The organism is Ktedonobacter robiniae, assembly GCF_016587375.1.
GTDB lineage: Bacteria > Chloroflexota > Ktedonobacteria > Ktedonobacterales > Ktedonobacteraceae > Ktedonobacter > Ktedonobacter robiniae.
In genome coordinates this window covers 1,782,003-1,806,970 of the sequence record NZ_BNJG01000001.1, presented here as the reverse complement: position 1 = coordinate 1,806,970, position 24,968 = coordinate 1,782,003, and the positions used below count along the sequence as shown (strand labels likewise).

Below are 24,968 nucleotides of genomic sequence, written 5' to 3'. Positions count from 1 at the left end.
CTATTTATCTTACGCTACGGGATAGCAGGAGGGCAAACCTGAGTAAGAATTTATCCGCGAAAAGGGGGTGGTGTGACGTTGTTTTTTGTGCGTATTTCATTGTGCTTTCGCCTGGTAGTGCCTAGCATTGGGGGGAGAATGTATACCTTAGAAGACGATCATGATACGTCGTCGCGTTTGCAGCAGCAAGCGATTCAGCGAGAACTGAAGGCCGCGAAGGATGCGGCCGCGACGACTGGGGATGATCCTCAGCACGAGGAGCGCGATGTGCGTGAGGGACATGATACCCCAACCCTGGTGAATGCTCCCACGGGACCCCTGGCGGGAACCTCCACATCCACCTCAGTACGCGAACAGCTAAGTGATTCTTTGCGCCAGCTAGTGCCAGAGGGCAATCGCCGCCTGGCGATTATGGCGCTCTCAATCGCCTGCTTTGCCGTCTTTGTTACGGCCCTGGATGAAACGGTCGTGGTGACGGCGCTTCCACAGGTGATTACGGACCTCAAGTTATCCCTGACACAACTGGATCATGCCTCCTGGATCGTGAGTGCTTACCTACTTGGTTTTGTTGTGGCTATGCCCCTGATGGGGCGTGTCTCAGACATCTATGGACGCAGGCGCATCTTCCAGATCTGTTTAGCCATTTTCGGTATCGGCTCGTTTCTCTGCGCCATCGCGCCAATGTTGGGGCAGCGTTTTCCCCTGAGCTTCTTGCAACCTTTGGGCATCGATACTTCGTCACCTGGACTCATCTGGCTAATCTCGGCTCGTTTCTTTCAGGCCATTGGTGGTGGCGCGCTGGTCCCGGTGGCTATGGCTATCGCGGGCGATTTCTATACGCAGAAGCGCCTGGGCATTGCCCTGGGTATCATCGGCGCAGTCACCGAGATAGGTGGCGCGCTGGGTCCACTTTATGGCGCGCTAGTGGTCGAGCATCTCGGCTGGCAGGCCATCTTTTATCTGAATATCCCCATTGTGGGAGTCCTGATGGCTGGGACCTGGTTCTGTATTCCCAAAGGAGAACATCAGCGCGAGGGTGTTGACTGGTTGGGAAGCATCCTGCTCGGACTGGCTCTGACCTGCTTGAGCCTGGGACTGGCTCAGCAGGGCGCGGAGATGGGAACGGCACATGTCAGCACCAGTGCGGCCCCGCAGAACAATCCCGTCATCCTGGCCCTGGCGGTACTCTTCTTCATCGCTTTTGTGCTGGTTGAGCGCAAGGTGCGCTGGCCGGTGGTCGAACTCTCGCTCTTCAAACGTATCACCTTCAGTGCCTCTACCCTGGTCAGCCTGCTGGTCGGAGCAGCGTTGATCATAGCCATGGCTGATATCCCCATCTATGTAGATACGGTTATGCAATTAACGGTCATGGATAGCGGCCTGGCTCTGTTACGTATGACCGCGTTGATTCCCGTGGGGGCGTTGCTGGGTGGGTGGCTGTGTAACTATATTACCTGTCGCTGGACGGCAGTGCTGGGCCTGCTGTTTACCGCGGGTGGCTTCTACCTGATGAGCCGCTGGCCCATCAATGTTAGCTGGACGCAGATTACCACAAGCACGGTCGTGGCAGGCCTGGGCTTTGGCCTGGTCATCTCACCCATTGGCACCAGTGCCTTGAATGCTGTAAAAAGTAGGCAGGCAGGCATGAGTTCGGCGGTCATCACGGCGCTGCGTATGGTTGGCATGATCCTGGGATTGGCGATCCTGACCTCGTGGGCGCTAGCCGACTTCAATAGTCGTATCAAAGGCTATGCCTCAATCTCGATGAAGGCGACGGCGGGCGATTATATCATCTGGGTGCAAAACTATGCGGTCCACGTGGTGCGCTCGGCACACACAGTCTATACCTCGGTCTTCTTTGCTACGATGTGGCTCTGTCTGCTGGCGATCATTCCCGCCGTTTTCCTCTGGGGAAACCAGGCGCCGGTGGCGGAGCGCGAGCTGGACTTGAGCACGCCCCCCATTCCGGGCAAGAGCATCTTCGCGCAGCCGCGCCAGGTGCTCGCGGTGGGAAGCATCCTCCTGGTGTTGCTGCTGATTGGGAGTGGCATTCTGGCGACCCTTCTTGTGGATGGACCAATGCTGCGGCAGCAGAGCGCCAAACCGTTGTTGCGTTCATTGACCTTGCAGGTTGGGCTGGATCAGCAGGCGGTGACCTCGCTGCTAACCTCGCAATTGAAGATCAAGAGCGACACTATCAGCAATATCAGCGTCGCGCCGCTGCCCAACGATGGCCTGCGTCTAAGCCTGCGGTTGAATATCAATACCGATGGGATCAAGCGCAGCATGACGGTTGCGATGGATGGCCAGCTTGGCCTTGACCAGAAGCAGAATATCCATTTGAAGGTTACCCATCTCAGCCGTGACGGACTGGATGCCGGCCCCCAGGCTACAGCTGCTATGCAGGACCCGGTGAACGAGATGTTTACCAACTCGATCATGCCCGCGCTACACGCCCAACTCAAGAGCGTACAGATACGCGCGGTACATACCACAACCACCCTGAACTGTAGCAAAGGTACAATGATGCTCGTGATCCAGTTGGAGACGCCCGCTGTGGCCGACCTGCCGCATATAGCCACGCCCGCTCCCTACTGCTTCACCGGGCCAATCGATATCAACAAGCTTTCACCTACCCTGACCATCCCATAGTAGCCGCGTACGCCAGTAGCGGGCCAGGAGAGAAGGTTGCATGTGTAAGGTACAACAATTGTGGATGCGTACTCCCTACAGGCTGGGGAGTATAGTGCTTATGCTTATAGTTGTGAGCGCGGTGCTGGTGTTGATTACTCCGGTCTATGCCGCGACACGCACCGTGATACAAATGCGTGTGCAGCAGGAGCTGCCCCTGAGCGCACATATCTACCTGGCGACCGACGCGCTACGGCCTATCTTTCAGGAGCGCATCGACGCGCAGGTGCCCTCAACGGTCGCTAGCACGCTGAAAGGCATCACGGATGGGATGCCAGGTGACACGCGTGACTGGGCAGCGAAGATGGCAAAGGTCTTGATTCAGCCCTCGGCCACGCTTACAGGTCTCTCGCCGCAGGCAGGGGGGATGGTGACCTCGATGCGTATCAGTCTCTATCCCGGCGATCCTAAACCTATCGACGCCAACCTGCTTGTGCGTTTTACGGTGCTCAACGCCACGACGATTCAGGTCAGCGCCTTCCCGCTCCAGGGAAGCCCAACCCTGGTCAGTGGTCCCCTGACCACCTTGCCCACGCCCCTAGGGCAGCTGCAAAGCATTCATACGACTCCGGGCTGTGGCGCGAACGCGTTAGATGTTGGCATGCAGCTCCCGATCAACCTGGACGCGCCAGCGATCACGCAGAACGCAACCTTTACGCGGGGGCAATCTTCGCGCACCACTCTGACGAACTGGCAGAAGCCAGCGAGCGCTACAGCGGGAACGCATGCTTATGTCGAGATTCCTGCTAGCTCACTGAGTACCCTGGGACCTGGCCTGGGCGTACTCTCTCTGGGCAATGACCTCTTCGCGCGGAATATCCAGCTCTCCGTGAGTGGAAACCATCTGGTTGCGACCAGCGATATCACGCTGGGAAAATCTTTGAAATTGGCCCAGGCGACCACGACGATTATGCCATTGGCACAGCAGGGGAAGCTGGCTATCCAGGTGCAGAAGACCACGGTTACAATCTTCTCCATCTTTACCTTTCCTTATGATACCTACAATAGCCAGATTCAGCAGGAGCTAAATAGCAAGCTGGGTAGTGCGCTCGGCGACAAGTTTACGCTGAACACGGCCAGCATTGGTCCCAATAGTAATGTGCCCTGCGCGGCGGGCGATAGCATGATCCTCTCCGTAACGGCGCCGGGTGGCCTCTTCTAGCCTGGCTTATGGCAAGAGATTATTGGGTTTGGCGGGCACATCTGAGAACGAGAGCAGACGTAGCCTGCCCTGGCGCAGCGTGTGCCAGAGGGTTGGGGTCGCGCCCAACTCCTGGCGTAAGGCCGTGTGTAGCTCATTCCAGGCCAGGTGTACCTCCTCTTCGTGTGTGCGCAGATTGCCAATAGCGAGGCGGAGTGTATAGCGACCCTTCAAGCGGGTGGCCGAGAGAAAGCAGCGCCCGCTGGCGTTAACGCGATTGAGCACGCGCTCATTCAAATGATCCAGCCGTTCCTCGTTCTGGATGGTCCAGGGGTGTGCGCGAAAGCAGACCACGCTGAGGTGAGTGGGGAAGAGCAACTCCCAATCACTTGAAGCCTCAACCCAATCGGCAAAGAGGCGCGCCAGGCGACAATGTTCAGCGATATTGGCGACGAGACCATCATAACCAAAGTAGCGCAACGTCATCCATAGCTTGAGCGCGGGAAAGCCATGTGGCAGGGAGGTGTCATAGTCCATCAGGTTGATCGCCTGTCCTGAACGGCTCTCGGTGTTTTGCAGGTAGTCGGGGGTCAGGCTAAAGGTAGCGCGCAACGCCTGCGGGCGGCGTGTATAGAGGACGCTACAGTGGAAGGGAGTGAAGAGCCACTTATGGGGATTGATCGAGAGTGAATCGGCCCGCTCGCAACCGCGTAGGACCCAGCGTTTCTCGGGCATGAGGGCCGCGACCCCGGCGTAGGCGGCATCGACATGGAGCCAGAGACCATAGCGCTCACAGAGATCTGCGATGGACTCCACGGGGTCAACGCTGGTCGTAGAGGTTGTGCCTACAGTGGCCACAACCGCGAAGGGCCACCAGCCCTCGCGTAGATCCTCGCGGATGGCCTGGTCGAGCGCCTCCACATTTATTCGGTAGGCATCATCGGTCTCGATCTTCCGCAGACTCTCCAGTCCAAGACCGAGCAGAATAGCCGCCTTCTCCAGTGATGAGTGAGCCTCCTCGGAGGCATAGAAGCGGAGGCGCGGCATCTCTTTGCGACCCGCGAGTCCCTGCTGGCGTATGTGCAGGCCGGGAACAAACTCGCGCGCCGCCGCGAGAACATTGGTGATAGCGGAGTTGTGATGGATCATGCCAAAGAGGGGTGCGGGCAGGCCAAGCATCTGGCGGAGCCAATCCAGCGTGACTTGCTCCAGTTCGGTCGCGGCAGGAGCTGTCTTCCAGAGCATACGTGAGACATTGAAGGCTCCTTCAAGCATATTAGCCAGTATGCCTGGTCCAGCGCTGGTCACGCCGAAATAGCCCATAAACCTGCCGGAGTTCCACTGGGTCAGGCCGGGAACAATGATGCGTTCAACATCTGCCAGGATCTGATCCATCTCTTCACCTTGAGAGGGTGGATGGGAAGGGAGCATGTCCTGGATGTCGCCCGGTTTGACCTGGGCCAGAACGGGGCGTGTATGGACGCTCTGGATATAATTAGCGATCCAATCGACGACCTGGTGTCCATAGTGACGCAAAGCTTCAGCGTCCATATCACCCTCGCGGGGTTGGGGCGTGGGTCCTGCTTCTAGAGGTATATGCATTGTTCAACCACCTCCACATAACAACCAGAGAACAACGTTTAGATGGGAATATCCTGGTATTGTATGCCTTCTTACCACGGAGTAATCATTTGTTGCAGTTAATTGTAAGAAAATAGATGGTAATCGTCAATATAGCTCATGCAAAAACATTGATGCATTGCTAAATATATTTTCACTTTGAGTTTCTGTGACACGTTGAATATGAATAAAAAATCATCTGGAACCTGCTTCGGCTCGTGTAGCGAGCCTTTCGGGTAAGGGAAGGGCGTGCTTCAATATTACAATCTAGACATAATAAATAGTCGATACGTATTGAGTAATTAGCATTTATTCTAGGCAATTGTAAGCACGCCTGTGATGCGTCTTGATGGTTAAATATAAGCAAGCCATATTGTATAGCTTTGCTGCCTGTAAGAAATTTTTATGCGTTATTAATATCTTATTTTTGTATATAATGTTAGTATATAGTATATCGTTTATATTGTATGTTTCTCTTTGAAAATTGAAGATGTATTGGCAGATCTTCTGCTTGTCATGGAAAGAACCTTATAAAGCTGAGTCGATGTGTGTAGGATGTAGAGGAGTAGGTTAGGATATGGAAGCCTCAGGAAAACCGTTTAATCCATTTGAGCGTGCGATTGTGCCGTTTGAGAGCCAGCCTCAGGCTAACGGCATCTATGATACGCAGGAGATCATCGTGCCTGGGGAGCAGAATGAAACTGCTCCAGGCTCTCCCTTTTCTGAGCGGCGCACCCCGGTAACGGAAGAGATGTTCTCACTTCTCCATGTGCCGCCTGGAGATGGGTTGCCACACCTGGAGCGCTACTCTGCGACCCCATGCTTTGACCTTGAGACAGTTATCTCTCAGACGCATATCCCGGCGATGACGCTGCGCTCCTGGGAGCGGCGTTTTGGTATTCCGGCGCCCTGGCATGGGAGCAATAACGCGCGCCTCTATTCAATGCGAGACCTGGCGGCTATCCACTGGCTCAATCGACGTATCAAGCAGAACAACACGAGTGTCTACCTATCAATGCAGGAACTGGTGCGCCTGGAGCCGGTGTATAACAGGCACTATAGCGCGAATATGTCTACAACTCCGCCCAGACAGCGCAAGTTTCCCGAATTGCATGAATCTTTGCTGCGTGCGATTACCATGATGGATGAGGGGGGCGCGGGGCGTATTCTGAGCGAGGCCTTTGATACCTATCCAGCGGCCACCGTCTGCCAGCAGGTACTGCAACCGGTGCTGACGAAGCTTGTTGAATTGCGCCATACGGTCTCACTTCCCCGCACCATCGAACACTTTGCCTCCAAGCTCACACGCGATCAGATTGTACATTTGATCGAGGCGGGCCTGACCCCGCGCGAAGCTCTTCAACGTCTCTCTCTCCTGGCTCTCCGCGCTCCGCAGATCTACGCCAGTCAGCAGCGTGCCAGGGAGCGTATGGAGGCGGTGCCCACGCTGGCGCGTATCGCAGACATCATGCTGGAGGCAATCAGGCAGCTTGACGAGGGACATGTGCAGAGAATTATGGATGAGGCCTTCTTCTACTACCCGGTTGAGGAGGTATGTAGTAACCTGTTTCAGCCAGTGCTCTATCGGATTGGTGAATTATGGGCTTCGCGCCAGATCACGGTAACGGTCGAGCACTTTGCCAGCAATATGATTCGTACGCGCCTGGCCTATCTCTTTCAGACCACGCCCTACCAGCGCCAGGGGCCAGCCATCCTGGTTGGCTGCGCGCCGAGGGAGACGCATGAGATTGGTATACTGATGCTGGCGCTCTTCTGGCGCCGCCAGGGCTTTAATGTCTACTACCTGGGGCAGATGCTGGAGCCTCAGAGCTTGCTGCAAGAGATCCGGCGCCTGCGACCTGGAGTGGTATGTCTCTCAGCAACCACGCGACCACGCGCGCGGGACTTGGCAGAGATCGCGCGTGAGATCAGTAAACTAGAGGGACCTCGCCCCACTGTCTGCTTTGGTGGAGGTGCCTTTATGCAGGATCTCGGCCTGGTAAAAAGTATCAAGGGTGTCTTCCTGGGGTCCGACGCAAACGAAGCCACCCGCCGCCTGCACGAGCTTGTCCCCCTTCAACAGTCGCAGCCAGCGCGCGACGAGGCGCACCATATCATGTAAGGGATTATGTGTGGCGACATAGCTGTGCTATGTCGCCACACATAATCCCTTACATGATTTACACCTACCAGGCGTCCAGAAGAAAAGTGTTACAATCTTAGGTAGGTAACACGACGCTGAAGGCTTGTCTTTTTGATAAAGAGGGTAGGTAGTATGACAACAACAATAACTGAGTGGCAGCATCGAGATATCCTCACCAATGGCATTCGGATGCATTATGTTACGCAAGGTGAGGGTTCATTGATTGTGCTCCTGCATGGTTTCCCTGAGTTCTGGTACTCCTGGCGGCACCAGATCCCTTTTTTGGCGCAACTGGGATATAAGGTGGTGGCGCCTGACCTGCGGGGCTATAACGATACAGATAAGCCGCGCCGAGGCTACGAGATCGCGATCCTCTTGCGCGATATTGAGGGCCTGATCAAGGGCCTGGGCTATGAGCGGGCTATCGTCGTGGGCCATGACTGGGGTGGTGTGCTGATGTGGCAGTTTGGCCTGAGGTATCCGCACATGGTTGAGCGCCTGATTGGTCTGAATGCGCCGCCGCCCTGGACCTTCGCGCGTGAGCTACGGACCTGGAAGCAGCTGCGCAAGAGCTGGTATGTTTATGCCTTTCAACTGCCCGTCCTGCCAGAGCTGGCCCTTAGTCGTGAAGGGGCTGAGCCTATTGCAAAGATGCTCTACGCCAGCGCCGTGCAGAAGTCAGCCTTTCCAGAGGATGTGTTGGAGCGCTATAAAGAGGCCATGAGCAAGCCGGGCGCACTGACGGCGGCGATTAACTACTATCGCTCGATCTGGCGGCGCTCAAGTATCGGGGCCGTCAGCGGAAACAAAGGGAGAATCGATAAGCCCACGCTGCTTATCTGGGGTGAGCAGGACGTGGCCCTGGATATCGCCATGACCTATGGCCTGGAGGAGTGGGTTCCCAACATAGAAGTGCGGCGCATCCCCGATAGCGGCCACTGGGTCCAGCAAGAGAAACCCGAACTCGTCAATGAATGGATCACCGAATTTCTCCAAAAGGCTTCAAAGAGTGTTTAGTGATAAAAAAACAGTAGTTGCACGAAGTGCAACTACTGTTTTTTTATCACTAAACACTCTTTGTGTCACCATAGATGATGGCGCGCTTGACCTCTTCGATCAGGTCGGTAACCGGAATGCCGCGTGGGCAGGCATCGGAGCAGTTGAAGATGGTGCGGCAACGCCAGACGCCATCCTTCTTGCCCAGGATATTGAGGCGCTCGGCGGCACCCTCGTCACGGCTATCGAAGATGAAGCGGTGCGCGTTGACGATGGCGGCGGGACCGACCCAGTCCTGGTTGCCCCAGATCGAGGGGCAGGAACCAGTGCAGGCGCCACAGAGGATGCACTTGGTGCCCTCGTCGAAGCGCGCGCGTTCCTCGGCGGATTGCAGGCGCTCGGTGCCTGGCTCGTTGTCGTACGTGATCAGGTAGGGTTTGACCTGCTTGTACTTGTCGAAGAACTGGTCCATATCGACCACGAGGTCCTTAATGACCGGGTAGCCCAGCATTGGCTCGATGGTGACCTTCTTGCCTACGTCGCGCATGAGGACCTTACAGGCCAGGCGGTTGCGACCATTGATGCGCATGGCATCGGAGCCACAGACGCCGTGGGCGCAGGAACGGCGATAGGTCAGCGTGCCATCCATCGTCCATTTGATGTTGTTCAGGGCGTCCAGCAAGCGGTCGATGGGTTCAACCTCGACGGTAAACTCGTCCCAGTACGGCTTATTGTCGCGCTCCGGGTCGAAGCGCTTTATACGCATTAAGACTTGCATCGCGTTCTCCTCTAGTATTTGCGCTCCTTAGGCTTGAAGACGGGATCATCCACAAGCACGACATCCTTGTAGTCCAGGCGAACGTCGTGCGCCTTCTCGCCCTTGTAGGCCAGGGTATGTTTGAGCCAATTGGTATCATCGCGCTTGGTATAGTCGAGGCGATAGTGGGCGCCACGGCTCTCTTTACGCGCGATAGCTCCGTGAATGGTTGCCTCGGCGCAGTCGAGCAAGAAGCCAAGCTCGATGGCCTCGACCAGCTCGGTATTGAAGCGCTTGCCTTTATCCTGGAGCTGAATTTTCTTGTAGGCATCTTGCAGGCCGTCCAGCGTATCCAGAGCTGAGAGCATGCCCTTCTCCTCGCGCTCGACGAAGACCTTGTCGTTCATCTCGTTCTGCAGGGTCGAGCGGATGCGGGCCGCCGACTCGCCGCCAGAGGACTTGCCTTTATCCAGCAGGCGATCAAGCATATCACGTGAATAGGCCTCGGGATTCTCTGGCAGGGGGGCGTGATCGTTCTCGGCGATGAAGCGTGCCATGTCTTTACCCGCGCGGCGACCGAAGACGATCAGGTCGACCAGCGAGTTGGTGCCCAGGCGGTTGGCACCGTGAACGGAGACGCAGGCGACCTCGCCCGCGGCATAGAAGCCGGGCATGGGTGTCCACTGTGGATCGATGACAACGCGGCCATCCAGGTCGGTAGGAATACCGCCCATGGCGTAGTGCGCGGTCGGCTGGATCGGCACAGGCTCGGTAATCGGTTCGACACCCAGGTAGTTACGCGCGAAATCTGTGATATCGGGCAACTTCTCGGCAATGGCCTTGGCGCCCAGGTGGCGTACATCGAGGTAGACGTAGTCCTTGCCGTCAATGCCGCGTCCCTCGTTGACCTCCTGTACAATACAGCGCGAGACGATATCGCGTGGGGCCAGGTCCTTCAATGTGGGCATGTAGCGTTCCATGAAGTACTCGCCCTTATCGTTGAGGAGCTTACCGCCCTCGCCGCGAGCCGCCTCGGAGAGGAGCACTCCGACCTTGTAGATGCCGGTGGGATGGAACTGGTACATCTCCATGTCTTGCAGAGGGATGCCACGGCGATAGGCGATGGACATACCGTCGCCCATGCAGGCGAAGGCATTGCTGGTCACGCGCCAGGCGCGGCCATAGCCGCCGGTCGCGAACATTACCGCCTTGGCATGGAAGGTATGGATCTCGCCTGAGCGGATCTCCATCGCCACGACGCCGCAGGCGCGGCCCTCGTTGAAGATCAGGTCCAGCACCAGGAACTCGTTGAAGAAGCGCACCTGGTTCTTGATTGAGCTCTGATACATGGTTTGCAGGATCATGTGGCCGGTGCGGTCGGCGGCGTAGCATGAGCGACGCACGGGACCCTCGCCAAAGTTGCGCGTGTGACCACCAAAGCGGCGCTGGTCGATACGGCCATCTGGCGTGCGGTTGAAGGGCAGGCCGCGATGCTCAAGCTCGTAGACGGCATCGATAGCGTCGCGGGCCAGAATCTCGGCCGCAGGCTGGTCTACCAGGTAGTCGCCACCCTTGACGGTATCGTACATGTGCCACTTCCAGTGATCCTCTTCCTGGTTACCGAGGGCCGCGGCGACGCCACCCTGGGCAGCACCGGTATGTGAACGCGTGGGGTAGACCTTGGTGAGTACCGCTACGCTGGCATTTGGCAATTGCATCGCAGCCATCAGACCCGCGCCACCAGCGCCGATGATGATGACATCAAATTTCTGATACATGGTATATATATCCTCGCTTCAACTTGCTCACAACTTCTCTGCTGCCTGTGCTCTTAGTGCAGGCAGGCGGGACCGAGACTGCCCGCAACGGGCTGGAAGGTGATGAGTGTGATAGTGCCCAGCATAAAGAAGGCGAGCAGGAGTACCGCGGCGATGCCTTGTAGCACCAGGCGCGTCCCCGGCGAACGCACATAATCATCGATGACCACGCGCAGGCCGTTCACACCGTGTGTCAGGCCAAGCGTCAGCAGCAACCAGTCGAAGAGGCGCCAGAAGGGGTTCGCGTAGCGAGCCGCCACAAACGCGTAGGTCGTACACGAGACGTCATTGGTCACATGCATAATAGTAAGATGGATAATGACCAGGAAGATCAGTACCACGCCCGAGATACGGAAGTAATACCAGGAAAAGGTCTCAAAGCCACCGCCAGCCGGACGAGGCCCACCATATAAACGCGACAGCATACATTCTTCTCCTTACAAGGGTTCTTTGACGTGTTACTTCTACGCGCTACTAATTTTTGACACTCAGGATGGCTTCGGGATTAAAGAACCATTTAACGAAGGCCACTGAGGGGAGTAGCGCGGGTTTCAGCACGAAGTAGGCAAACACGGCGGAGACTACTATCGTTATGCCCAGGGCCGCGTAGAATAGCGGCTTTTGAAGGCGTGCACCCTTGCGCCAGAAGTCGATCATGATAATACGTACGCCATTAAAAGCGTGATAGAAGACAGCGCCCACGACAGCCAGTGATAGGAAACGCACAATGACGTGGTCAAAGAGCAGAATGCCATCGTTATAAACTGTTGGGCCAAAGCTGAGTAGAGAAATATCCACGACGTGGATAAACAGGAAGAGCAGTAGTCCGAGTCCTGTCACGCGGTGCAACAGCCAGGACCACATGCCAGATTGACCTTTGTACATTTTTCCCTCACTTCTGGGGGCGGGAGAGGAGGGCAGGAGGCACGAGGTTAGATAGTGCTTCGCTCAGCCTCTGGCGCTTGCTCTCGCCCTTTCCGAACATCCAAGCGGGGACCGACGCATTGGAACGGCAAGAAGAGCTAGCCAATGAGCCTGCGCAGGCATCATCGACGAGGACCGAGAAGATGGGCATAAAAAATAGACCGTTTCTTACACATCACAGTCCTCTATCTACAACCAGGCACCCCGCTGTGCTTTACCAGGCCCTTGGCGAGCCAGGCAAACGTTGTATGTGTATTATACTTCACTCTTGAGGCGCGCGCAAACAGTTTTCATTGTTCTGGAGAGTGTTGTGAGGGGCGGGCGACTGCCCGCCCCTCACAACACTCTCCAGAACAATACTACTCTATTATTGTCTGTATTAGTATCGCGCTTTTTCAATCGCGATAGCTATGTTATAATGCAGGAACAATCGTTCTTACTCCTTCTTAATATACCAGGGAAAAGTGCTATGCCTATACGTCAACTTGCGCCCGATGTGGCGGCGAAGATCGCGGCTGGTGAGGTGGTGGAGCGGCCCGCCTCGGTGGTAAAGGAACTTATTGAGAATAGTATTGACGCGGGCGCGACCCAGATTCGCGTCGATCTGATGAATGGTGGCCTGCAACTCATTCGCGTGACCGATAATGGCAGTGGCATCTCACCCGAAGAACTGCCCCTGGCCCTGGAGCGGCATGCTACCAGCAAGGTGACATCCATCGACGACCTGGAGCAGATTCGCTCGCTGGGTTTTCGCGGTGAGGCGCTGGCGAGTATCGCCGCCGTGGCCGAGGTGACGCTGGTGAGTCGAGCGCGAGGCTCCGAGCAGGGATCACAGGTGAGCGCGCAGAATGGGCATATCTCTGATGTCACTCCCGCCGCCTCGCCCGAGGGTACGACGATTACGGTTCGTAACCTCTTTAGTGCCGTTCCAGCGCGCCTCAAGTTCCTGAAGAGTCGTAATACTGAGATCAGCCATTGTCATCACCTGCTGGAGCAGTACGCACTGGCCTATCCCGAGATCCGCTTTACGGTTGCCAGTGAGGGGAAGCAGATCTTCTCGACTCCCGGTGATGGCAAGCTCTTTAGCGTCCTGGTGCAGGTCTATGGTCTACAGATCGCGGAGCAGATGGTGGAGGTGGATGGCGATGATGAGCATGACGCCAGCGATGGCGAATATCCCATTGTTAAGGGCTTTGTGAGCCGTCCCGCCTGCTATAAGAGCACGCGCCAGCATATCTCCTTCTTCGTCAATCGGCGCTGGGTCATGAGCCGCATGCTTACTACGGCAGTGGAGGGGGCCTATCATTCGCTACTCCTGAGCGGGCGCCATCCCCTGGCGGTCATCAATATCCAGATCGACCCCTCCTTCCTGGATGTGAATGTGCATCCAGCCAAGACCGAGATTCGTTTCTTAAAGGAGCGTCGTGTCTTCGCCGCTATCCTGCGCGCGGCCCGCAAAGCTCTTTTGCAGGAGCAGGAGATGCCGCAGTGGAAGTCGAAGTCTAGCGAGCCACGCGCGAGTAGTCAGCCAGGCGCCTATGATCAGGAACCCTCATTCGAGGGCAGGCTGGATCTGGATGAAGAAGCAGTACAGACAGGTGAGCAAGAAGCAGAAGAGGCAGGTAAGCCACAGCAGCGGCAGAGCACGATCCCTGGAGATAGCCCCTGGATTACCTTTACGGAAGAAGAACATGGGACGAGGCCGCCTGGACATGCACGCCTCTGGCAGAGCCACCTGGGCGTGACCGATAAGGCGAAGGGGTCACGTCTCAAAGCTGTTGACACAACCGTGGAGGTCGAGCGTTCTCCCACGGGAACGCTACACGCGCAGGCCGAGCAGGTAAGCGTCACGCTTGATACTTCTCTCGAAGAGGATGATCCGCTCTCCATGCTACCGCCAGCCACGCCCGTTGAGAAACGTCCAGAAGCGGGCGGAGACATCGCAGAACAAGAGCCACTGGCCTCCTTTGACGCCGTGCCGCGTGGCATTCCCACGATGGGTATTCAGTTGCCTTCTGCACAGACCGAGGAGCGTTCAAGGCTGGTTGTGAGTCCAGTCGCGCCACAGGCGATTGCAGGAGACGCTCAAAGGGTAGAGCGGCGCCCTGAGCAGGGGGCACTACCGGGCCATAGTATAGACCCGAACCTGCCGCGCAAGTTTCCGCGCCTGCGCGTGGTGGGACAGCTCTCACAGAGCTATATTGTGACCGAGGGACCGGATGGCATGTATCTTATTGACCAGCACGCGGCGCATGAACGGATAGTGCTTGAGCGCATGGTCGCGGCCCTTAAATCGCGCGAGACCATCTCGCAGCTCCTACTCACCCCTATGCACCTCACGCTGGCCCCTGTCGAGATTGAGGCGCTCGAAGAGCATGGGGAGCAGCTACGGCGCATCGGCTTCGAGCTGGAGGTAGTTGATGGTAAGACCGTCGAGGTGCGTGCCGTCCCCACGGTTCTGGTCAAGCGCCTGGACAGTGTCTCGCTGCATGCCTTACTGGTCGAGCTTACCGCCGAGGACCAGCTGGGGCATACCGAGACCTGGGAGGAGCGTGCGCTGGCCAACGTCGCCTGCAAGGCCGCCATCAAACAGAATTACTTCCTGGCTATGAGCGAGATGCGCGAAATGCTGGAGCAGCTCGAGCAGGTCAAGGCTCCCTTCAGCTGTTGCCACGGTCGACCAACCATGGTACACTTCAGTCTCGCAGAATTAGCCCACGAATTCGAGCGCCGATAAATGGTAGGGGTAGAGCTTACTCTGCCTCTAGCGGGTAAGGGGATGTGGTGCGCGATGCCGGAGACATCGCGCACCACATCCCCTTACCATGGCGAGCTACACAGTGGCGAGTAGATCACCTTTCATAGAAGAGTAGCCGCGTACGCCAGTAGCGGGCGGCCCAGGAGATTGAGTAGGATGCTGGTAGAAGTACTCACGGCGGCTGGACGTTGGAACGTCGAACAACCGCTGTTGACCTATCGCGTACCCGAAGCCCTGGCGAACCAGCTTCGCCCTGGGCAACTGGTCGCCGTTCCCTATGGAGAGCGCCTGGACGAAGGTATTGTCTGGAATCTGCTAGAGGGAGACGAGCTACCAGAGCCTTTGCAGGAAGAGGGAATCGAGCTACGCGACCTGTACAGCATCCTGGATCCCAAGCCTGCTCTGTTGCTTCACCAGCTTGAGCTGGCGCGCTGGCTTGCAGAGTACTACGCGACGCCGCTGGCACATGCCGTCTTTGGCATGCTGACGCCGGGTATGTTGCAGCGCTCACGCTTCGTCTTGAAGCTCTCTGAAGAGGCACTTAAGGACGCGGTCCAGGCCTCCTCGCAGGAGACCTCATTGAATCTGCGTGCCCTGCTCGGACTCCTGCATAATGACGGCTCCCTCGATGTTGAGCAGCTCAAGAAGATGCTTGGCAAGACGAAGGCCCAGCAACTCCTAAAAGAGATCAAGCAGAGTAAGCTGGTGGTGCGCGAACCAGAGCTGGTCGAGGGAAAGGCGCGTATCAAGCTGCGCCGAAACGTGCGCCTGCTGGTACAGGGCGAGGAGCTACTGACATGGCGCGAGCTGCTGGAAGAGCGTCTGCGCAAGGCTGAGAGCGAGGCGCAAGCTCAGAGCGCTTCCCAGGCTACTCCTGTCAGCACATCTCGCAAGAGTATGAGTAAGACCGAAGCTCCCTTTAACCCCTGGTCAATGTCCGCCTCCGCAAGCGCCACCCTGGCCCCGCCGGTGATGAGCAAGGAGGGCGTTGTCATTCAACGCCAGCTGGCGGCCCTGGACCTCTTGCAGCAGAGTATTAACCGTGGCTCGCCCTGGACCCCCTCGGCGCTCTGTCGCGCCACAGGTCTGACACCCAGGCAGCTTCAGCAGCTTGAAGATCAGCAACTTGTAGTGGTAGAGAACAAAGAGCAGCGACGCGACCCTCTCCAGGGGCGGGCCATCCCCTCCAGCCAGCCGTTGCAGTTGACGGGCGAGCAAGAAGCGGCCCTGCGCGCCATTCTCGAAGCCGTCGAGGAGGGTAAGGCAAACAGCGTCCCCAGGCCTATCTTGCTGCATGGCGTCACTGGCAGTGGTAAAACCGAGGTGTATTTGCAGGCCATGGCCTCGGTTATTGCCGAGGGGAAGCGTTGTATTATTCTTGTGCCAGAGATCGCCCTGACGACCCAGGCGGTGCAGCGCGTGGCGGGCCGTTTCCCCGAGCGGGTTGCCATCATCCATAGTGAGCTGAGCGTGGGAGAGCGCTATGATGAATGGAGGCGTATTCGCGCCGGAGAGATCGATGTCGTCATCGGCTCACGCTCGGCGCTCTTCGCGCCCGTTCCCGACCTGGGCTTGATTATCATCGATGAGGAGCACGAGGCTGCCTATAAACAGAGTGAGTTCAAGCCAACCTATCACGCGCGCGAGGCCGCTATCAAGCTGGGAGAGATACTCAAAGTGCCCGTGGTCCTGGGTAGTGCCACGCCCGCCGTGGAGTCGTATTATCGCGCGGAGCAGGGGCGTTACCAGCTGGTGGAGCTGAAGGGGCGTATCGGCGCCAACCTGCCGCCTGTGGAGATCGTCGATCTGCGCTCCGAGTTGCGCGCGGGACATACCAGTATCATCAGCCGGCGTCTACTCGATGAACTGGGCAAGGTGCTGGAGCGGGGACAGCAAGCAATCTTATTTCTTAACCGGCGTGGCGCGGCGAGCTGCGTGCTTTGTCGCGATTGTGGCTTCACGGCTCTCTGTGAGCAGTGCGATATCCCCCTCACCTATCACGCAACTGAGCATGTCTTGATGTGCCACTACTGTGGTGCGCAGAGCAAGATCCTGCATTTCTGCCCCTCCTGTCGCAGCGCCGAGATTCGTTACTTTGGCCTGGGAACCGAGAAGGTGCAGCGCACCATCCAGAAATATTTTCCCGAGGCGCGTCTGCTGCGCTGGGATCGCGATACCGCGCGCAACCGCCATGCCCATGAAGAACTGCTCGACCGCTTCGCCAACCGCGAGGCCGATATCCTGATTGGCACGCAGATGATCGCCAAGGGCCTGGACCTGCCCGGCGTAACCCTTGTCGGCGTCGTCTCGGCGGATATCGCCCTTAACCTGCCAGACTACGCTTCGCCTGAGCGTGCCTTTATGCTACTCACCCAGGTCGCGGGCCGCGCCGGTCGCGGCAGCGAAGCGGGCCATGTCATTGTCCAGACCTTTAACCCGGAGCACTTCAGCATTGATGCAGCCTCACGTCACGACTATAACGAGTTCTATCGTATCGAGATCGAGACGCGCCAGCGCTATGGGTATCCTCCCTTCCGCCAGTTCGTCAAATTTACCTATAGTCATAGTAACCGCCATCGCAGCCAGTTAGAAGCCATGAAGCTCTGCGAGAAATTAAAGGGTTGGATACAGCGTCTTAACCTGTCCGAAACTGATATAGTGGGACCCGTTCCCGCGCTTATGGAGCGCATTCGTAATAAATACCGCTGGCAGATGATTGTGCGTGGCCCCGACCTCTCGCGCCTGCTCCGCGTTGTCGACGCCCCCGACTGGGAGATCGATATTGATCCCATCAGCACACTTTAGAAGCGCTTATAAGCAATACACCTATCCTTGTATTTGGGTTATTGTGTGTGGGCCTGGCTGCCGCGGTCAGCCAGGCCCACACACACCATACCTCTTTTGAGAAGAGCAAGGTTGCCGATACATTTATAATGGTAAATTTAAATTTGTTTTGGAGGGGACATGGGGATTGTATTGGGGTTGTTGGCGGCACTCTTCTGGGGTGGCGCTGATTTTTTTGTGCGCTTCGCCTCGAAGCGCATAGGATCGTATCGGACGCTATTATTTATGCAGTTCTTTGGCCTGCTGGGTCTGGGCATCTTTCTGCTGGCAAGTGGGCAATTACAGGTCGTACTGGCGCGGAGTGCGTGGGAGATCTGGCTCTGGGCATTGCTAGCGGCTAGCTTGAACACTTTAAGCTCGCTGGCGCTCTACCGGGCTTTTGAAATTGGGGTCGTCATGATTGCCTCGCCTATCTCGGCCTGTTATAGCGCGGTCACGGCCTTGCTGGCCTTTGCCTCTGGCGAGCGTATAGGGCTGGTGCCACTGCTAGGAATGGGCGTGGTCCTGTTGGGGGTGACGGTCGTGGCGACTCCCCTGAGCGCGCAGGAACCGGAGGCGCGGGCGGCGCTGGCGCTCAAGCCACGAGGAAAGCTGCCTCCAGGTGTGCTCCTGGCGATCCTGGCATCGATAGGCTATGGCATCGCCTTCTGGATGCTTGGCTTTAAGGTGACGCCGGCGCTGGGGCCTGTGGTGCCAATCTGGATTTTTCGCCTGTTCACACCCGTGGTATTGACGTTGTGCGTACCAATTAGTCGACAGCGATTGACCTGGCCACGCGGCTCGGTCTGGTGGCTTTTAGCCGCGATAGGGATACTCGATACCATTGCCTACTTTGCCTATACCTATGGCGTAACGCTAAGTCAGGTCTCGCTGGTGAGCGTGCTTTCCTCGCTCTATAGCGCAGTCACGGTCCTGCTAGCCTGGATCTTTATTCGTGAGCGGCTGCAATGGAGCCAGTGGCTGGGCATTGGAGCCATCTTAGCGGGTATCGCCCTGGTAAACTTGTAGAGGCGGACACATACAACTTGCACGAAGCCATGGGCGTGATAAAAGTGTGTTGGTTGCACCTGGAGGAACGAGGTTTTATACTGAGGGGTACGATTATCGAATATACTCATGGAAGAGAGGACGCGATGATAGACACTCAGGCTATACTGCCGGCGTTGCTGACGCAGATTGAGGAGGCGACACGCGCAACTGACTTTACCATGCAGTCTGATACTCTAACGGGATCGCTGTTAAGGACGCTTGTGGCGAGTAAACCAGAAGGAAACTTTCTTGAACTGGGAACCGGTACAGGCATGGGAACCGCATGGTTGCTAGATGGCATGGATACTGCATCGCGCCTGGTGACTGTGGACAAGAATGAGCGCTACAATGCGATTGCGCGGCACTTCTTGAGCGGGGATGCACGCGTCACTTTTCACACAGGCGATGGTGTGGCGTTTATTCGCTCCCAGCAAGCAGGTACCTTTGATCTTATTTTCGCGGATATGCCGCCAGGAAAATTTGAGCTTCTGGATGAGACGTTGGCCCTGCTCAGGCCAGGTGGGCTCTATATCATTGATGATCTGAGGCCTCTGGAGAGTTGGGAGCCAGCCCATGAGCCAAGAGTCACGACCCTGATAGCGACTCTGGAGCAGCGCTCGGATTTGCGAATATGTAAGCTGAACTGGTCAACCGGGCTGCTCATCGCGACCAGGATCGCTTAGAAGCATTTAAAGAACATGGAGGACGTAGCTATGCCAGAGCAATTTTCCCTCTTTGGGGGGAGTGACCTCTCCGAGAAGGATACGAGCCCGAAGGCGAGTGGGCCAAAGGCCGTGCCAGCGCAGAGCGAGGAGGGGGCGCAAGTAATTGGGGAACCCCTGGCCTCGCGGATGCGTCCTCGTACCCTGGACGAGATCGTCGGCCAGGAGCACCTGCTGGGACCCGGAAAGCTCCTGCGGCGAACGATTGAGTCCGGACGCGTCACCTCAATGCTATTCTGGGGACCTCCGGGCAGCGGCAAGACCACGCTCTCCGAGGCCATTGCGCGCCATGCCGACGCGCGCTTTGTGACTTTGAGCGCCACCTCGGCGGGTGTGGCGGATCTGCGGCGCGTGGTCGACGAGGCCGCCAAACTGCGCCAGTTCTCCCAGCGGCGCACGATCCTCTTCATTGACGAAATTCACCGTTTTAACAAGGCCCAGCAGGATGCTGTGCTGCCACACGTCGAGCGTGGCACAGTGACCCTGATCGGTGCCACAACCGAGAACCCCAGCTTCGAGGTGAATAGTGCGCTTCTCTCACGTTGCCGTGTCTTTGTGCTCAAGGCCCTGGACGAAGCACAGATCGTGCGCATCCTCCAGCGGGCACTGGAGGATAACGAGCATGGCCTGGGACAGTATCATATTACCAGCGACGAGGAGGCCTTGCAGGCCATCTCTATCTTTGCCAGTGGGGACGCGCGCACAGCGTTGAATGTCCTGGAACTGGCGGCGCAAGGCATCATGAGCGGTGGAGGGACAGATGAGCGCCACATTACCCTCGCGCTGGTTGAGGAGGTCATGCAGCATCGCGCCCTGCTCTATGATAAGAGCGGCGATCAGCACTATGATATGATCTCGGCCCTACATAAGTCTGTACGCGGCTCCGATCCCGATGGAAGCCTCTACTGGTTGGTGCGCATGCTTGAAGCGGGCGAGGACCCGCTCTACATTGCGCGGCGTGTCGTGCGTATGGCGGCTGAGGATATTGGCCTGGCGGACCCGCAGGCGCTCTCGATCTGTGTCGCGGCCCAGCAGGCCACGCATTTTGTTGGCATGCCGGAGGCAGGCGTGATCCTGGCAGAGGCTGTGGCTTACCTGGCGGCGGCACCCAAGAGCAATGCCGTCTACAACGCGTATAGCCAGATCCGCGCAGAGATCATGAATGGCCCCAATGATCCTGTGCCGCTGTGGATTCGCAACGCTCCCACTCAGTTGATGAAGAATCTGGACTACGGCAAGGATTATAAATACGCACATGACTTCTACAAGGATATGCAGAGCGACGATCCCGAGCGCCCGCCCGTGACTAAACTCCAGGAATACCTCCCCGAGCGCCTCGCGGGCCAGCGCTTCTATGAACCGGGTACTCAAGGAAAAGAGGCCAGCATCCAGCGGTGGTTGGCGAAGCGTCAAGCCGAACAGGATACAAAGGAGTGATTTACATGACAGAAGCTAAAGCCCTGGCGTCCTTCTTCAAACGGAACCAGTATCTCATTACCATGCAGGCTAAGGATGTAACGACCGAGGAGAGCCTGTTGCTGCCCTCCGCAGGTGGTAATTGCATGAACTGGGTTATCGGACATATCGTCGTCCACCGCGATATTGCACTCAGAGCATTGGGAGAGACACCGGTCCTGGACGAGCACGAGACTGAAATTTATAAGCGGGAGTCCGAGCCTCTGACCAATCCAGAGCAGGCCTTGCCCCTGGCGACATTGGTCGAGCGCCTGGAAAGCTCACACCAGCGCTTACAGACAGCACTAGAGCAGAGCACGCCTGAAGCCCTCGCCCATAAGCCCGATCCCACTGATAAGCGTACCGTAGGCGAGGGCCTGCGGATGTTGCAATGGCACGAGACCTATCACGCTGGGCAACTGGAGCTGCTCCGCCACATGGCGGGTAAGCACGAGAAGCTGATTTAGAGGCATAGATGAGAAGAGGTTGCGGGTGTCCACCCGCAACCTCTTCTCATCTATTATTTGTAAGCTCAAGATCCCTGCGTTCAACTCTTTGCTAACAATGTGTAATAAGGATATTGTCCGCCTGCTTTATATTTGCTAACTCTTTGCCTTGAGTAAGATTAAGCGAAATCTTGATCGGACCTACAGGGTTCAGGAAGCTACCATCCTGCGGAGGCTTCGGTATATCTACCATGATCAGCCTTTGGGCTCCAGACAGAAGAGCTGGAATCACGACATTAAGCTTAACTTGAGGAACAATGGTCGAACTGGTCTTGAATTCTACCTGCATAGTTGTAGGTCCAATATATTGGCCGGTATTCTCGACCGTGATAAACAAAATACCCACCCCATTGCCATGTAGCATTCCGCTATCAGTCTCTTTGTGACACGCCAGGGGAACTACGTGGGAGGAAACTTGGGCTACTAGAATGTTGGAGCTTCTTATAACGAGCAAAACAATAGCGAGTAAAACAGAGAGTAGTACCAATAGTAAGGGCATTTTCTGCTTGAAAGCGACTTTTAAGAGACTCTTAGGCTGGTGTATCAGTATCCCATTATGAGCCATTCGCACAGGCTTGCCTTCATTATTCCCAACTCCAGAGATGAAGCGTAGCTTTCCTGCCCACAAAAGCAGAAAAGGAGCAAGGAATGTTCCCCCTATTATCAGGAACAACAGAGGGTTAAGCAACGTATAGATGCGTGCATAATCTATGCTTCTATAAGCTGCCAGCGTCGTAACTATTATGCCATAGAGCACCAGCAACACAATTGCCCCAGCTTCTGTACCATCTCATGCTGGCGCATTTTTCTGATACACATGAGAAGAACCCAGATGAGAGCACATAAAGGGAAAAGGATGTTGTAGTAATAAAAGGCGTGGAATTCATCCTGTAACCACTTCAGAGGCGCGCCAAAGGGGCCGTCAGTCTGCACAGCTGACTGTAGATGGAAATCGGTTAGCGATGAGAAAAAGATTGGTATAGACTTCAGTGCGAACTCACCAGGGTGGTGAAGGATAATTCCTTTTGCGAATTTACCTGATCGGGCTGCATAATCGCGGGCCAATACTGGTTGCTGAGATAGAATGATATATGGATCAGTTATGCCTCTCTTCGTATAGGTGTCCAGGATGTGACTAATTTTTGCATCTTGCGGGCAAGCCTCATCTTCCATCCGATATTGCAAGACTTTGCCCAGCAGATTGATGTTCTGAATCCAGGTAACGCCGTTAAAATTATTCTGCATTGTATTCAATAGTGTGTAGCCACTGAGAAAACCATAGAGAAGAAGCGTTGCAATCAAGATAGGTACAATGAAGCGCCTCTGCAAGCCTCGCCAATATATTACCAACAATAGGTACGCAAATAAAAACGGGGGCAAATATATCCACTCGGGCCGTGTGAAAAAGAGGAGAAGAGCGCAGAGTATCACCAGCCAAAAAAAACGTAGACGTAATGTGTGTAAGAAGAGCGTTACAGCCAGGGCCAGTGTAATGAGCAGCCAGAGAGCCATTCCTTCCGACATGATGGGCTTGACGTTGGATAAAATCACTATGTCTGCCCCAACAAACAGGCTAAGCAAAAAGGCGATCCAGGAGCGACGTAGAATCAATGAGCCCAGGATATATAGTTCCAGCGTACTAAAAATAAAAAGCATTCCTTGTGCTATGCTTACTGCTCCCAGATTACCTTGCCCAGCTAGTGTATAGATCAAGTAAATCAGAAAAGGATAACCCGGTAAGCGCCAGAAATTAACTATTTGCCCGTGATGCTGTATCTGGTTGACGACATAAAGGTAACTCCAACTATCTGCCAGTGGTTCAGGTTGAGGATGGTTTAGATAATAAGCGATAACCACTACAGAGGTCCATACAAGCAAGATTATCGCCAGGAGGAAATACTTATCAGCCTGCCAATCTCTTTGTATCATCGTACAGAGCGTTTGAAGTAGAGATAATAGCCGCTTTAACAACCAGGAATCCCTGGTCCTTAGAAATAATGCCCACTTTTTTCGCCTCTCTATCCGGTTTTTCATGCATAATATTCTTTCTCTGTAAAAATTCCCTCAAATCAGGATAGCTATTTATTAGGTATAGTACTCTTACTATAACTATGAAAAGGGAAACATCACACTATGCTTCCTTTCCACTACATGAATATTATACTTTTGTTGCTGAATTTATTACTTGTGCAAGAAAGACAGAGAGGCTTCTGGGAAGAAGTTATGGAGATCAGCCAAAGTTTCTAACAGCTATAAGGGAAGCACATTTTGGGCATTCGCCGTGCCCAAAATATGCTTCCCTTATTTATGTGTTGAAGTGATGTGACTTCTAGCGATAGATGAAGTAGCCCGCGATACCTGCCAGGAGCAGGATGATAAACAGGTTGACACGCTTGGTTGCCCCAAGCAGAGCGGCTACGCCCGCGATACACCAACCCCGCCAGTCGATGCCTGGCTGTTTGATGATGGACCAGACGACGGTGAGCAGGATACCAACCACGGCGAGCGAGATCCCATGCATAAAGCCGGGAACCCAGCGCTGGCGTTGGATGCGCGCATAGCCTGCAGAGACCAGCAGGACGGGCAGTGCCGCCAGGGTGATCGCGATCAGGGCCATAAGTGCGCCTGCGATGCCGTAGGTCAAGTAGCCCAGGCTGATGACCCAGAGGCCATTGGGGCCTGGACTTAGCTGGCCGATAGTGACCGACTCGCCAAAGAAGCCCTCCTTTGCCCAGCCGTGAGCCAGCAGATCCTGGCGTAAGCTTGGTAGATTGCTCAGGCCACCAGTCGAGAAGAGCGAAGCCTTCAGAAAGAGCAGGAAGTAGATGATGGGATCGACCATGGCTTATTTCTCCGCTCCTTCCTCGTGGCTGGCCTCAATGGCCTGTTGTGCTGTCGCCGGGTTGCCCTTGGCGCGCCATGGCGTAAAGAAAAGCATAGAGAGCAATGCCGTACACAGTAGTACTGGAATGACCGAGACCTCCAGCAGAATAATTGTAGCGGCACAGGCCAGGACCAGGATCGTGCTTATGATTAAGGTTTTTGATCCCTCGGCTTGTGCCTGCTTGAAGAGCGGCTGGGCGAAGCGTAGCCCGACCAACAGCATCAGTCCCGCCGTCGCGGGAACCACGCCCCGCATCACTGCCTGGACGATGGCATTTCCCTGGATAAGCGTGAAGATCGCCGTCAGCAGGCAGGTGACGACCGCGCTTGGCACGAGCATGCCCACCAGCGAGATCAGAATACCGCGTATCCCACCAAGCTTGCGCCCGATGAGAATAGTGAGCGCGACCAGATTAATCCCTGGCGTAAAAATACATAAGTTCCAGAAATGCATGTATTCTTCAATAGTAAGGTAGCGGTGTTTATCAATGAAGGTATTTTGAATGAGATAACTGGTAGAGGAACCACCGCCGAAGGATTGCAGGCCGATCAGGGTCCATATGCGCAGGAGTTTCCAGGTAGAGGGGCGCAGAGAGGGTGGAAGGTTTGTGGCGAAAGGTGGTGCCTGGGTTTGCATGTTAGGACTTCCTTACCGTGAGATGAAAACCGACGAGGGAGACGA

19 protein-coding genes are annotated in these 24,968 nt (G+C 55.8%); 10 read left to right on the top strand and 9 right to left on the bottom strand.

Features of this window, described 5'->3' with window-relative positions; translation table 11 throughout:
• Positions 1–138 precede the first annotated feature (138 nt).
• Positions 139–2,652, top strand: a complete 2,514-nt coding sequence (locus tag JMJ04_RS07540; RefSeq protein ID WP_201369913.1) for an MFS transporter — start codon at positions 139–141, stop codon at positions 2,650–2,652.
• A gap of 40 nt (positions 2,653–2,692) precedes the next feature.
• Positions 2,693–3,853: a hypothetical protein gene (locus JMJ04_RS07535; RefSeq protein WP_201369912.1), complete on the top strand. Its 1,161-nt coding sequence runs from the start codon at positions 2,693–2,695 to the stop codon at positions 3,851–3,853.
• 6 nt (positions 3,854–3,859) lie between these two features.
• Here JMJ04_RS07535 and JMJ04_RS07530 read toward each other — a convergent pair whose 3' ends face one another.
• A complete protein-coding gene (locus JMJ04_RS07530) occupies positions 3,860–5,434 on the bottom strand; it encodes a pyridoxal phosphate-dependent decarboxylase family protein (RefSeq protein ID WP_201369911.1) in 1,575 nt (524 codons plus the stop codon).
• 595 nt (positions 5,435–6,029) lie between these two features.
• Between JMJ04_RS07530 and JMJ04_RS07525 the strand changes: the two genes are divergently transcribed.
• A complete protein-coding gene (locus JMJ04_RS07525; protein WP_201369910.1) occupies positions 6,030–7,574 on the top strand; it encodes a cobalamin B12-binding domain-containing protein in 1,545 nt (514 codons plus the stop codon).
• A gap of 153 nt (positions 7,575–7,727) precedes the next feature.
• Positions 7,728–8,612, top strand: coding sequence for an alpha/beta fold hydrolase (locus JMJ04_RS07520; protein WP_201369909.1), 885 nt, complete (start codon positions 7,728–7,730; stop codon positions 8,610–8,612).
• Positions 8,613–8,661: 49 nt separating this feature from the next.
• Here JMJ04_RS07520 and JMJ04_RS07515 read toward each other — a convergent pair whose 3' ends face one another.
• From JMJ04_RS07515 to sdhC, 4 genes are read right to left on the bottom strand one after another with little or no spacing between them, the layout of a single operon-like run.
• Positions 8,662–9,369: a succinate dehydrogenase iron-sulfur subunit gene (locus tag JMJ04_RS07515; RefSeq protein ID WP_201369908.1), complete on the bottom strand. Its 708-nt coding sequence runs from the start codon at positions 9,367–9,369 to the stop codon at positions 8,662–8,664.
• Between the two features lie 11 nt (positions 9,370–9,380).
• Complete coding sequence (gene sdhA, locus JMJ04_RS07510) at positions 9,381–11,126, bottom strand: succinate dehydrogenase flavoprotein subunit (RefSeq protein WP_201369907.1); 1,746 nt, start codon at positions 11,124–11,126, stop codon at positions 9,381–9,383.
• 53 nt (positions 11,127–11,179) lie between these two features.
• Positions 11,180–11,590 carry a succinate dehydrogenase, hydrophobic membrane anchor protein gene (gene sdhD, locus JMJ04_RS07505; protein WP_201369906.1) on the bottom strand — a complete coding sequence of 137 codons (411 nt, stop codon included), beginning with the start codon at positions 11,588–11,590 and terminating at the stop codon, positions 11,180–11,182.
• A gap of 49 nt (positions 11,591–11,639) precedes the next feature.
• Positions 11,640–12,050, bottom strand: a complete 411-nt coding sequence (gene sdhC / locus JMJ04_RS07500; RefSeq protein WP_201369905.1) for a succinate dehydrogenase, cytochrome b556 subunit — start codon at positions 12,048–12,050, stop codon at positions 11,640–11,642.
• 508 nt (positions 12,051–12,558) lie between these two features.
• Here sdhC and mutL point away from each other — a divergent pair.
• The 6 genes from mutL to JMJ04_RS07470 all read left to right on the top strand — a co-directional run bounded on the left by mutL (position 12,559) and on the right by JMJ04_RS07470 (position 21,364).
• On the top strand, positions 12,559–14,826 hold the full coding sequence (gene mutL, locus JMJ04_RS07495; protein WP_201369904.1) for a DNA mismatch repair endonuclease MutL: 2,268 nt from the start codon (positions 12,559–12,561) through the stop codon (positions 14,824–14,826).
• A gap of 177 nt (positions 14,827–15,003) precedes the next feature.
• Positions 15,004–17,652, top strand: a complete 2,649-nt coding sequence (gene priA, locus JMJ04_RS07490) for a primosomal protein N' (RefSeq protein ID WP_201369903.1) — start codon at positions 15,004–15,006, stop codon at positions 17,650–17,652.
• A 159-nt stretch (positions 17,653–17,811) separates the two neighbouring features.
• Entirely contained in the window at positions 17,812–18,699 is an 888-nt protein-coding gene (locus JMJ04_RS07485; protein WP_201369902.1) for a DMT family transporter, read from the top strand.
• A gap of 125 nt (positions 18,700–18,824) precedes the next feature.
• The gene (locus JMJ04_RS07480; RefSeq protein ID WP_236037949.1) at positions 18,825–19,403 is read left to right on the top strand and encodes an O-methyltransferase; all 579 of its coding nucleotides are present in this window, start codon (positions 18,825–18,827) and stop codon (positions 19,401–19,403) included.
• A 30-nt stretch (positions 19,404–19,433) separates the two neighbouring features.
• Positions 19,434–20,879, top strand: coding sequence for a replication-associated recombination protein A (locus JMJ04_RS07475; protein WP_201369901.1), 1,446 nt, complete (start codon positions 19,434–19,436; stop codon positions 20,877–20,879).
• 5 nt (positions 20,880–20,884) lie between these two features.
• Positions 20,885–21,364 (top strand): DinB family protein, encoded by a 480-nt coding sequence (locus tag JMJ04_RS07470; RefSeq protein WP_201369900.1) that lies wholly within the window; start codon positions 20,885–20,887, stop codon positions 21,362–21,364.
• 91 nt (positions 21,365–21,455) lie between these two features.
• Here JMJ04_RS07470 and JMJ04_RS07465 read toward each other — a convergent pair whose 3' ends face one another.
• The 4 genes from JMJ04_RS07465 to JMJ04_RS07450 form a co-directional block, all read right to left on the bottom strand.
• Positions 21,456–22,169, bottom strand: a complete 714-nt coding sequence (locus JMJ04_RS07465; protein ID WP_201369899.1) for a hypothetical protein — start codon at positions 22,167–22,169, stop codon at positions 21,456–21,458.
• Complete coding sequence (locus tag JMJ04_RS07460) at positions 22,145–23,437, bottom strand: hypothetical protein (protein ID WP_201369898.1); 1,293 nt, start codon at positions 23,435–23,437, stop codon at positions 22,145–22,147. Before JMJ04_RS07460 ends, JMJ04_RS07465 begins: the two co-directional genes overlap by 25 nt.
• A gap of 295 nt (positions 23,438–23,732) precedes the next feature.
• Entirely contained in the window at positions 23,733–24,245 is a 513-nt protein-coding gene (locus JMJ04_RS07455; RefSeq protein WP_201369897.1) for a chromate transporter, read from the bottom strand.
• Between the two features lie 3 nt (positions 24,246–24,248).
• Entirely contained in the window at positions 24,249–24,923 is a 675-nt protein-coding gene (locus JMJ04_RS07450; protein WP_201369896.1) for a chromate transporter, read from the bottom strand.
• Positions 24,924–24,968 lie beyond the last annotated feature (45 nt).